8 protein-coding genes are annotated in these 9,738 nt (G+C 68.7%); 7 read left to right on the top strand and 1 reads right to left on the bottom strand.

What is annotated here, in order from left to right; all coding sequences use genetic code 11:
- Nucleotides 1–339: 339 nt before the first annotated feature.
- Entirely contained in the window at nt 340–1,332 is a 993-nt protein-coding gene (locus ACWD38_RS24945; RefSeq protein ID WP_450125020.1) for a FadR/GntR family transcriptional regulator, read from the bottom strand.
- A gap of 103 nt (nt 1,333–1,435) precedes the next feature.
- Between ACWD38_RS24945 and ACWD38_RS24940 the strand changes: the two genes are divergently transcribed.
- From ACWD38_RS24940 to ACWD38_RS24910, 7 genes are all read left to right on the top strand, one after another.
- Nucleotides 1,436–3,073, top strand: a complete 1,638-nt coding sequence (locus ACWD38_RS24940; protein WP_450125019.1) for an AMP-binding protein — start codon at nt 1,436–1,438, stop codon at nt 3,071–3,073.
- A 187-nt stretch (nt 3,074–3,260) separates the two neighbouring features.
- Entirely contained in the window at nt 3,261–4,271 is a 1,011-nt protein-coding gene (locus tag ACWD38_RS24935) for a hypothetical protein (protein ID WP_450125018.1), read from the top strand.
- A 238-nt stretch (nt 4,272–4,509) separates the two neighbouring features.
- Entirely contained in the window at nt 4,510–5,490 is a 981-nt protein-coding gene (locus tag ACWD38_RS24930) for a quinone oxidoreductase family protein (protein ID WP_450125017.1), read from the top strand.
- A 116-nt stretch (nt 5,491–5,606) separates the two neighbouring features.
- Complete coding sequence (locus ACWD38_RS24925; protein WP_450125016.1) at nt 5,607–6,761, top strand: acyl-CoA dehydrogenase family protein; 1,155 nt, start codon at nt 5,607–5,609, stop codon at nt 6,759–6,761.
- Nucleotides 6,761–7,510, top strand: coding sequence for an SDR family NAD(P)-dependent oxidoreductase (locus ACWD38_RS24920; RefSeq protein WP_243794952.1), 750 nt, complete (start codon nt 6,761–6,763; stop codon nt 7,508–7,510). The genes ACWD38_RS24925 and ACWD38_RS24920 overlap by 1 nt, the downstream gene beginning before the upstream one ends.
- Entirely contained in the window at nt 7,510–8,709 is a 1,200-nt protein-coding gene (locus tag ACWD38_RS24915) for a thiolase family protein (protein ID WP_243794955.1), read from the top strand. The genes ACWD38_RS24920 and ACWD38_RS24915 overlap by 1 nt, the downstream gene beginning before the upstream one ends.
- Nucleotides 8,710–8,782: 73 nt before the next feature.
- Entirely contained in the window at nt 8,783–9,709 is a 927-nt protein-coding gene (locus ACWD38_RS24910; protein ID WP_450125015.1) for a hydroxymethylglutaryl-CoA lyase, read from the top strand.
- The last annotated feature ends 29 nt before the right edge of the window (nt 9,710–9,738 follow it).

The following is a 9,738-nucleotide window of genomic DNA, read 5'->3' as shown; positions in this document are numbered from 1 at the left end:
AGGCGCTGGGCACCGCGCCCCAGAAGATCGCGACGGGTTGCCCGTTCTGCCGCGTGATGCTCAACGACGGCCTCACCGCCCGCCAGAACGAAGGCGCGGCGTCGGAGAACGTCGAGGTCCTCGACGTGGCGCAGCTGCTGCTGTCGTCGGTGAAGCGCGACACACAGTCCATGTAGGACGGATCGATCGTCTCGGTGCGCCGTCGTGCGTATCCGGCCGTGCCGCGCCGGAGGAGGAAAAGGAGTTTGGCCACCGGCACTTCCGCTGCACCGCGAGCGCCGTCGCTCGGGGCAGGGGCGGCAAGCCGAGTGTCCGGGCTGTCCGGGGGAGCGGGTCCGGTCAGTCGTCGACCGGGATCTCCACGCGGTCATCGGTCTCGAGCACGGCCTTGGCGTAGGAGTGCACGTGCCGGGTCATCCGGCGCACCGCGGCGTCGGGGTTCTGCTGGCGGATCGCGGTGGTGATGGACTTGTGCGCCCGCGCCGTCACCCCGCGGACCTCGGCGTCGACGAACGCCTCGTTCTCGGTGGCCGTGTAGATCGCCTTGGACAGCGCGATCATCAGGGCCTCCAGCAGTTCGTTGTGGCTGGCGGTGGCCACGCCGATGTGCCAGTCGATGTTGGCGTTGAGGAAGTCCGAGAGGTTCCCGTCGGCCGTCTCCAGCGCCTTGTTCGCCTGGTCCAGCACCGCCAGCTCGTCGTCGGTGCGGTTCTGCGCCGCGAGCCGGGCGCAGACGGGCTCGATGGCCTCGCGCGTCTCCAGCAGGGACGAGAGGCGGAGCTGACGCCCCCGGATCAGCAGGCTCATCGACGTCGCGACCGAGTTCTGGCTCGGCCGCTGCACGAACGCGCCACCCGCGCGGCCGGACTTGATGCGCACCAGCCCCTGGACTTCGAGGATGCGCAAGGCCTCGCGGACCGTGCTGCGACTCATCTGGGTCTGGGTGACGAGATCTCGCTCCGGTGGGAGCTGGGTGTCCTCGACGAACTCCCCGCTGAGGATGCGCTCGCGCAAGTCGCCGGCGAGCACGTCGGAAGCCTTCGGCACTTCCATCGGCGCCAGTCGCACCGCAGAACGAGGGCTCTTGGGTGAGTCAGCCACCTGGATCTCCAGATTTTGGTCGGATATTATGGTTGATTCTATCATTTTCGGGTCAGCGCCCTGATGCTCGGGCGGCGGCGTCCTGGCATGTCGTCTGCCGTTCCCGCGTCCTCCGTCGCGTCGCCGCAGCGGGTATTCGATCTCTTCTTCCTGGTTCTCATGTGCCTCGGGTGCCTGGCGTTCGAGCGCGCCGGCTTCCGTGATCGCCGCCCCGGTCGGGTCGGCGGGCAAACACCTCTTCCATTTTTGGACTGACCTTTGTAATAGTTGAAGTATCGTGGCGTGATGCGGGACACGCCAGGCGACGTGCAGGCGAAGTGACAGGTAGGTGCTCATGGCGCTCATGACCGTGCGCGACCGTTATGGCGAGGATGAGATCCGCGCCCACCACAGCAACGGGATCTGGCGCGAGCAGCGGCTGTTCGACGTGGTCGAGCAGCACGCCGCTGAGCGCGGGGACCGCTTGTTCGGCACTGACTCGACCACCTCGTGCACGTACCGGGAGCTGCGGGACGCGGCGCTGCGCCTGGCGACCGGGCTGGCACGACGGGGCATCGTGCCGGGGGATCGGGTGGCGGTGCAGTTGCCCAACTGGACCGAGTTCTTCGTGATCGCCACGGCGATCGCGCGCGTCGGCGCGGTCGTGGTCCCGATCATGCCCATCTACCGCAGGGACGAGGTCGGCTACATCATCGCGAGCGCCGGTGTGCGCGCGGTGTTCACGGCCCCCGAGTACCGGGGTTTCGACCACGCCGGCCTCTTCCTCGACCTGGCCCGTGCACACCCGTACTTGCACACGGTGGTCGTCGTCCGGTCCGAGGAGGTTCCCGGCGGCGCCGTGCGGTATCACGACATGTTCGAGGACCCGTGGACCGCGGACTTCGGGCCGGGCACCGGACCCGACGAGCCGTTCACGATCATGTACAGCTCCGGGACGACCGCCCACCCCAAGGGCTGCGTGCACACCTTCAACACGATGTGCGCGGGCGCCCGGCTGCTCGGACAGGCGTGGCGCTACGGCCCGGCGGACGTCCAGTTCGGACCGTCGCCCATCACGCACACCACGGGCTTCGTCACCAGCTACCTGCTGCCGCTGCTCCACGGCGCGTCTTCGCACTTGGTGGAGAGGTGGGAACCGCACGAGGGGCTGGAGCGGATCGCGAAGTTCGGCTGCACGGCGGCGGTGACCGCGACGACCTTCCTGCAATCGGTGATCGAGGTGTACGACCCGGACGTGCACGACGCGCGGACCATGCGCTTCTGGACGTCGGCCGGGGCGCCGGTACCGGGCAGCGTGGTCGAATCCGCCCGCGAGGTCCTCCCGGACATGCAGGTTCTCAGCCTCTACGGCAGGACGGAGAACATCACCACCACGACGTGCACTGTGGAGGACGACCCGTCCCGAGCGCTCACTTCGGACGGACGTGCGCTGCCGCATCAGGAAGTGCGGATCGTGGGGCTGGAAGGCGAGGAGCTGCCCAGGGGCGAACAAGGCGACATCGCTTACCGCGGGGCGATGAACTGCCTCGGGTACATCAACCAGCCGGAAGAGACCGCAGCCAACTACACCGCGGACGGCTTCCACCGCTCCGGTGATCTGGGGGTCATGGACGACGACGGATTCGTGCGGGTCACCGGCCGGGTCAAGGACATCATCATCCGGGGCGGGCTGAACATCAGCGTCCGGCAGGTCGAAGACCTGCTGGCGGCGCACCCGGCGGTCCGCGAGATCGCTTGCGTCGGCATGCCCGATCAGCGGCTGGGCGAGAAGATGTGCGCCTACCTGGTTCCGGTCGACGAGGCGGATCCGCCGACGTTCGAGGAGATCAAGGCCTACTTGCTGGACGCGGGTCTGGCGATCCAGAAGGTGCCGGAGCGGCTGGAACTCATCGGCGAGATGCCCGCTACTGCCACCGGAAAGATCAAGAAGCACGTGCTGCGGGCCGACATCAAGAGCAGGCTGTTGGAGTGATCCGCGCAGGCCGCGCTTTCGTCGCGGTCCAGCCGAGCCCTGGCGCGGATCGATCCGCCGCCGCTTCCCCCGGTACCCGGTCGGCTCCGGTCGACTGGGCTTGCCGGAGGGGTGGTGCCGCCGGTGTGGTCAGTGCCTTCGGCGACCCGCGCGCTGATTCCGCGCGACCCACCACCGAGGAGAACCGATGAACAAGGACTTCCACGACCCCCTGGTCGCCCCCGGCACGACCGACTTGCCGGAGCGGTTCTTCGACCGCTTCATGTTCAACCTGCACCCGACCTGGGAGACCACGCCGTCGGTGATCACGGGATTCGGCCACTACCCGGCGAAGGACGTCGCCGACGGCTTCGCGATCGTCAGCACGAAGACCGAACAGCGCAACGTCCGGTTCTCGACCGAACTCAGCGCCACCGAAGGGCACGGCGCAGGGCCGTTGCGGTTCGAAGTGATCGAGCCGAACCAGGCGTGGCGGCTCCGGCTCGGCCCGAACCCGACCGGCATGGAATACGACGTGATCTGGCGGGCGCGCACCCCGTACTGGCTCGGTGATGTGGCGGTCGACAACGCCGACGCCGAGACCACCGACTTCGAACACCTCGTGCAGTCCGGCCGGTACGAGGGCACGTTGACGATCGATGGCGATACGCAGCGGGTCAACGGCTGGTACGGCCAGCGGGACCGGTCCCGAGGCGTGCGCAACCTCTCCGGCGGTCAGGGCATGCACATCTGGTTCCAGGCGCAGTTCCCGGACCGCTCGGTCAGCATCCTGCTGGTCGAGGACCGCCAAGGCGGACGACTGCTGCTGGACGGCGCGGTGCTGCACGAGCACGGCGCGGTCGACGACGTCATCGACGTGCGGCACGACCTCCGCTTCGACGGGATCGACCTCCGGGGCGGCACCGTCGAGGTGGTGACCCAGCGCGGCACCACGTACTCGATCGGCGTGGACGCCTCGAGCGGCGGTGGGCTGATGGCCGGTGGCGGGTACGGCGGGCACCACGGCCGCCGGAAGGGGCTGGACCATCTGGAGCACGACACCTACCCGTTGGACGGGTCGGTGCACCAACGGACCCTCGACTCGCCGTTGACCGACCGGTTGGCCGCGTACACCTGGAACGGGTCGCGCGGAACGGGGATCTTCGAGTTCGCGCTCAGTCGCAGCGATTCCTACACCTACCGGCCGAGCCCGGCCTGATGCCGCGCTGTGGCGTCAGCCGGAGCGCGGTCGGGAGCTCCGGGCTCGGTCGGCGCACCGAGCCCGGAGCTCCCGTTGACGCTGCTCGAGCGCACCACGGCCTTTCCAACGGCGACAGTCAGAGGTCCCGCTCGATGGTCGTTCACGCGGTCCTGGTCGGAGTGTGCGGGCTCCGGTTCCTGCCACCGCCGAGTGCGGCCCTGCTGTTCAAAGGACCTGACCGAATGGGGAGATCCAGGTGTACGCGGTAGTGCTGCGGGAGTTCGGTCTCGCGGAGAACCTTCGCTGCGAAGAGCTCGCCGAACCGCCCGCGAAGCCGGGCTGGGTGACCGTGCGGCTGCGGGCGAGCGCGCTCAACTGGCACGACGTGCTGGTCCGCCAGGGGAAGTACGAATCCGAGCTGCCGCACGTTCCGGGGGCGGATGGAGCGGGCACCCGGGTCGACACCGGTGAAGAGGTGGTCGTCCTCCCCTCGCTGTGGTGGGGAGAGGACGAGAGCGCTCCGGGGCCGGGGTGGGAGATCCTCGGCGATCACCACGCGGGCACCTACGCGGAGCTCGTCGCGGTGCCCGCCGATTGCGTGTTCCCCAAACCGGCGCGGCTGGGTTGGCGAGCGGCCGCCGCGCTTCCCCTGGTCGGGCTGACCACCTACCGCGCGCTGTTCACGCGCGGCCGCCTCGGGAAGGGCGAATCGCTCCTCGTGCTCGGCGCCGGTGGTGGTGTCGCGACGATGGCGGTGCAGCTCGGGGCGGCGTGCGGTGCGGAGGTTGTCGTCACATCCTCGTCGCAGGACAAGATCGACCGGGCGCGGGAGCTCGGAGCCGCTGGTGGCGTGCTCTACATGGACGACGACTGGTGCGAGCAGGCGAAGCGGATGTCCCCGGGCGGCCGTGGTTTCGACGTCGTGCTGGATCCGGTGGGCAGCTGGCAGGAATCGATTCGCTCACTGCGGCCTGGTGGGCGGCTCGTGGTGCTGGGCGCGTCGCTGCGCTCGGACGCGGTGCTCGACGTGCGGCACTTCTACTTCGGCCAGTACGACCTGCTCGGGACGACGATGGGAAGCCCGCGGGACTTCTCCGGCCTGCTCTCGCTCGTGGGCAGCGGCGCGGTCGGAGCCCCGGTGGTCGACCGGGCCTTCCCGCTGGATCGGGCAGCCGAAGCGCACGCGCACCTGGAGCGGGGGAGCGGGTTCGGCAAGGTCGTTCTCGAACACGAGTGACCTCCCCTTGGGCGGGTCGGTGAGGGGGTCGCTCGGGTTTTATTTTGGTCAGGCCTTTAGTATGATTAAGCCAAAGCCTAGCCGGGCCGAGTGGGAGATCTGCTGTGGACTTTGAGTTGACCGAGGATCAAGCGACGATCCGCAAAGCGGTCGCCGAGTTGGCCGGGAAGTTCAGCGACCAGTACTGGCTGGAGAAGGATGCGGCGCACGAGTTCCCGGCCGAGTTCTACGACGCGTTCGCGCGAGGCGGGTGGTTGGGGATCACCACGCCCGAGGAGTTCGGCGGCCACGGGTACGGCATCACCGAGGCGTCGCTGTTGCTGGAGGAGGTCTCCGCCTCCGGCGGCGGGATGAACGCGGCCAGCTCGATGCACCTGTCGATCTTCGGGATGCATCCGGTGATCGTGCACGGTTCGGAAGAACTGAAGCGCCGCAACCTCCCGCGCATCGTCAACGGCGACCTGCACGTGTGCTTCGGCGTCACCGAACCGGAAGCGGGGCTGGACACCACCAAGATCACCACCTTCGCGCGCCGCGACGGCGACCACTACGTGGTCAACGGCCGCAAGGTGTGGATCTCCAAGGCGCAGGAGTCCGAGAAGGTCCTGCTGCTGACGCGCACGACCAAGTTCGAGGACGCCAAGAAGAAGACCGACGGCCTCACGCTGTTCTTCACCGAGCTGGACCGCGACCACGTGGACATCCGGCCCATCGACAAGATGGGACGCAACGCCGTCAGCTCCAACGAGCTGTTCATCGATGATCTGCGCATCCCGGTCGAGGACCGCGTCGGCGAAGAGGGCCAGGGCTTCAAGTACATCTTGGACGGCCTGAACCCGGAGCGGATGCTGGTCGCCGCCGAGGCGCTCGGGCTCGGCCGCGCGGCGTTGCGCAAAGCCGTGCAGTACGGCAACGAGCGGGAGGTCTTCGGGCGCCCGATCGGCATGAACCAGGGACTCCAGTTCCCGCTCGCGGACTCGCTCGCCCGGCTGGACGCCGCGGAGCTGGCGCTGCGAAAGGCGACCTGGCTCTACGACAACGGAAAGCCCTGCGGTCGCGAGGCCAACACGGCGAAGTACCTCTGCGCCGACGCGGGCTTCCAAGCCGCCGACCGAGCGCTCCAGACCCACGGGGGCATGGGGTACTCGGAGGAGTACCACGTCTCCCGCTACTTCCGGGAGGCTCGCCTGCTGCGGATCGCTCCGCTCAGCCAGGAGATGGTCCTGAACTACCTCGGTTCGCACGTCCTCGGTCTTCCCAGGAGCTACTGATGTTCGATCTGAACGACCGGGCCGCCCTGGTCACCGGAGCCGGCGGTGGCATCGGCGCCGCTGTGGCGGAGGCGTTCGCGCACGCAGGTGCGCGCGTGCTCGTCTCCGACATCGACGAGCAGGCGGCCAAGAGCGTCGCCGAACGCATCCGCGATGCCGGTGGCATCGCGGAATCCGCTCAGCTGGACGTCCGCGACTCCGTCGCGGCCGGTGCGGCCGCGGAGCGCGCGGCGGGACTGGCCGGCGGCACGCTGCACATCCTGGTCAACAACGCCGGTGCGATCGCCCCGGCGATGTTCCCGAACCTCGAGGAAGAGGCGTTCCGCCGCATCGTCGACATCCACCTGATGGGCAGTTACGCGTGCAGCAAGGCAGTGCTGCCGTACCTGGCCGAGGACGGACGGGGACGCATCATCAACGTCACCTCCGCAGCCGGGTTGCAGGGAACCATCGGCCAGGCCAACTACGGCGCGGCCAAGGCCGGGATCATCGGGCTGACCAAGTCGCTCGCGCGCGAGCTCGCGCGCCGCAACGTCACGGTGAACGCGCTCGCCCCGCTGGCGGCCACTGCCATGACCGAGAACATCCGCGGCAACGAGAAGCTCGCCGCCAAGACTTTGGCGCGGATCCCGCTCGGCCGCTGGGCCGAACCAGCCGAGATCGCGGGATCCTTCGTGTTCATGGCCTCCGACGCGGCCGGGTACATCACGGGACAGGTGCTGCCCGTCGACGGCGGGACGGTGATCTGATGAGCCGCCCGCGCACCGGGCCGATGCAGAGCGCAGGCCGGGAAGTCGTCCTCGCCGAAGCCGTCCGGACACCGGTGGGCAAAGGCCATCCCGAGAAGGGGTGGTACCGCGACACGCATCCGAACGAGATGCTCGCGGCCTGCTACGACGAACTGCTCGCCCGCACCGACCTGCCCGCGGGCGAGGTCGAGGATCTGATCATCGGCTGTACCGCCCCGTTCGGCGAGCAATCCCGAAACATCGGCCGCAACGCCTGGCTGCAGGCGGGGCATCCGCCGGAGGTTCCCGCCGTCACGCTCGACCGCCGGTGCGGCTCGGCGCAGACCGCGGTCGAGATGGGCGCCGGGCTCGTCGGGTCCGGCACTCACGACGTCGTGATCGCGGGCGGTGTTGAGCACATGGGGCGCGTGCCGATCAACTCCCCGGGCGAGATCTCCAAGCTCTACGGCGATCCGTGGCCTGCCGAGCTGCGCGAGCAGTACGCCTTCGTGCACCAGGGCGAGAGCGCGGAGCTCATCGCCGAGCGGTGGGGGATCGAGCGCGCCGAGATGGACGAGTTCGCGGTGCGCTCCCACCGGTTGGCCGCGCAGGCGGACGCCGAAGGCCGGTTCGCGGCCGAGATGATCTCGATGGAGCTGGCCGGAGAAACGCGCAGCACCGACCAGGGAATCCGGCCGGACACCGAGCTGTCGGCGCTGGCGCGGCTGAAAACTCCCTTCCGCGCGGAGAACGGCAGGATCACCGCGGGCACCTCCTCGCCGATCTCGGACGGCGCCGCCGCGGTGCTGCTCGCGTCCCGTGCGGGGACGGAGGAGTTCGGGCTCAACGCCCGTGCGCGGGTGCTGGATCAAACGACGGTCGGCGTCGATCCGATCATTATGCTGACCGGTCCGATCCCGGCGACCCGCAAGCTGCTCGACCGCAACGGCCTGAGCATCCACGACATCGACCTGATCGAGATCAACGAGGCGTTCGCGTCGGTGGTGCTGGCCTGGGAGCGCGAGTTCAAGCCGGACCTCGACCGCGTGAACGTCAACGGCGGCGCGATCGCGCTCGGGCATCCGGTAGGCGCCACCGGAGCACGGCTGATGGCCACGCTCGTCGCCGAGATGGAACGGCGCGACGTCGAACTCGGCCTCGTCACCATGTGCTGCGGCGGCGGCCTCGGGACCGCGACGTTGATCGAACGGACCGCCTGACCAGCGAGGCCGGGCGTTGAACCGTCGGCAGGACCGGCCGTTGGACGCACCTGACCAGAAAGGAGCGGCTGCCATGAGCCACCGCCCAGCAGCTGTGCACATCCGGGAGGTCGGTCCGCGCGACGGCTTCCAGAACGAACCTGATCACATCAGCACCGACGACAAGGTCCGGCTGATCAACGAGCTGGGGCGCACCGGCCTCGAACGCATCGAGGTGGCGAGCTTCGTGCGCCCGGACCTCATCCCGCAGCTGTCCGACGGAGCCGAGGTGCTGCGCCGCGTGGACGTGCCCGACGACGTCCGGCTGATGGTGCTGATCCCCAACAACAAGGGGCTCGACAACGCGCTGAAGGTGCGGGAGACGTTCCACGAGGCCGCGATCTTCGTCAGCGCCTCGGAGACGCACAACAAGAAGAACGTCAACCGCACCGTCCGCGAGTCGATGGACGAGAACGCCGTCGTGGCACGGCGAATCCGCGAAGAAGGACTCGGTTGCGCCGCGGTGGTCGCGACCTCGTTCGGTTGCCCCTACGAGGGCGAGGTGAAGATGGATGCGGTCCTGGACCTCGCGGAACGCTTCGCAGAAGCCGGTGCGACGGAGATCGGTTTCGGCGACACCACCGGCATGGCCAACCCCGCTTACGCCTCGGAGTTCTTCACCGCCGCCTTGCGACGGCTGCCCGGTGTCGAAGTCACGGCGCACTTCCACAACACTCGCGGACAGGGCTTGGCCAATGCGTTCGCCGCGCTGGAGGCGGGATGCGGCAGCTTCGAGTCGAGCTTCGGTGAGCTCGGTGGCTGCCCGGTTCCGCCGGGATCGACCGGCAACATCGCGACCGAGGACTTGCTGAGCATGTTCCACGAGATGGGTGTGGAGACCGGCGTGTCGCTGCCGTCCGTCATCGCGGCCGCACGCTCGGTCCAGGCGGTTCTGGGGAGGAAGCTGACGAGCCATTCGATCGTCGCCGGGCCGGTCGAGTGGAACTCCGGCGTCCGTTGACGAGCGCAGCGCCTCCGCCACATTTCGAC

This window comes from Saccharopolyspora sp. NPDC002578, from assembly GCF_053592695.1.
The sequence above is the reverse complement of the archived record's forward strand: the minus strand, read 5'-3'. Positions and strand labels throughout refer to the sequence as shown.

Bases quoted from the DNA above. Each gene is read 5' to 3' on its own strand.
- ACWD38_RS24915 (WP_243794955.1), top strand. From the start codon at position 7,510: ATGAGCCGCCCGCGCACCGGGCCGATGCAGAGCGCAGGCCGGGAAGTC.
- ACWD38_RS24940 (WP_450125019.1), top strand. From the start codon at position 1,436: ATGGCGCTCATGACCGTGCGCGACCGTTATGGCGAGGATGAGATCCGC.
- ACWD38_RS24920 (WP_243794952.1), top strand. From the start codon at position 6,761: ATGTTCGATCTGAACGACCGGGCCGCCCTGGTCACCGGAGCCGGCGGT.
- ACWD38_RS24910 (WP_450125015.1), top strand. From the start codon at position 8,783: ATGAGCCACCGCCCAGCAGCTGTGCACATCCGGGAGGTCGGTCCGCGC.
- ACWD38_RS24935 (WP_450125018.1), top strand. From the start codon at position 3,261: ATGAACAAGGACTTCCACGACCCCCTGGTCGCCCCCGGCACGACCGAC.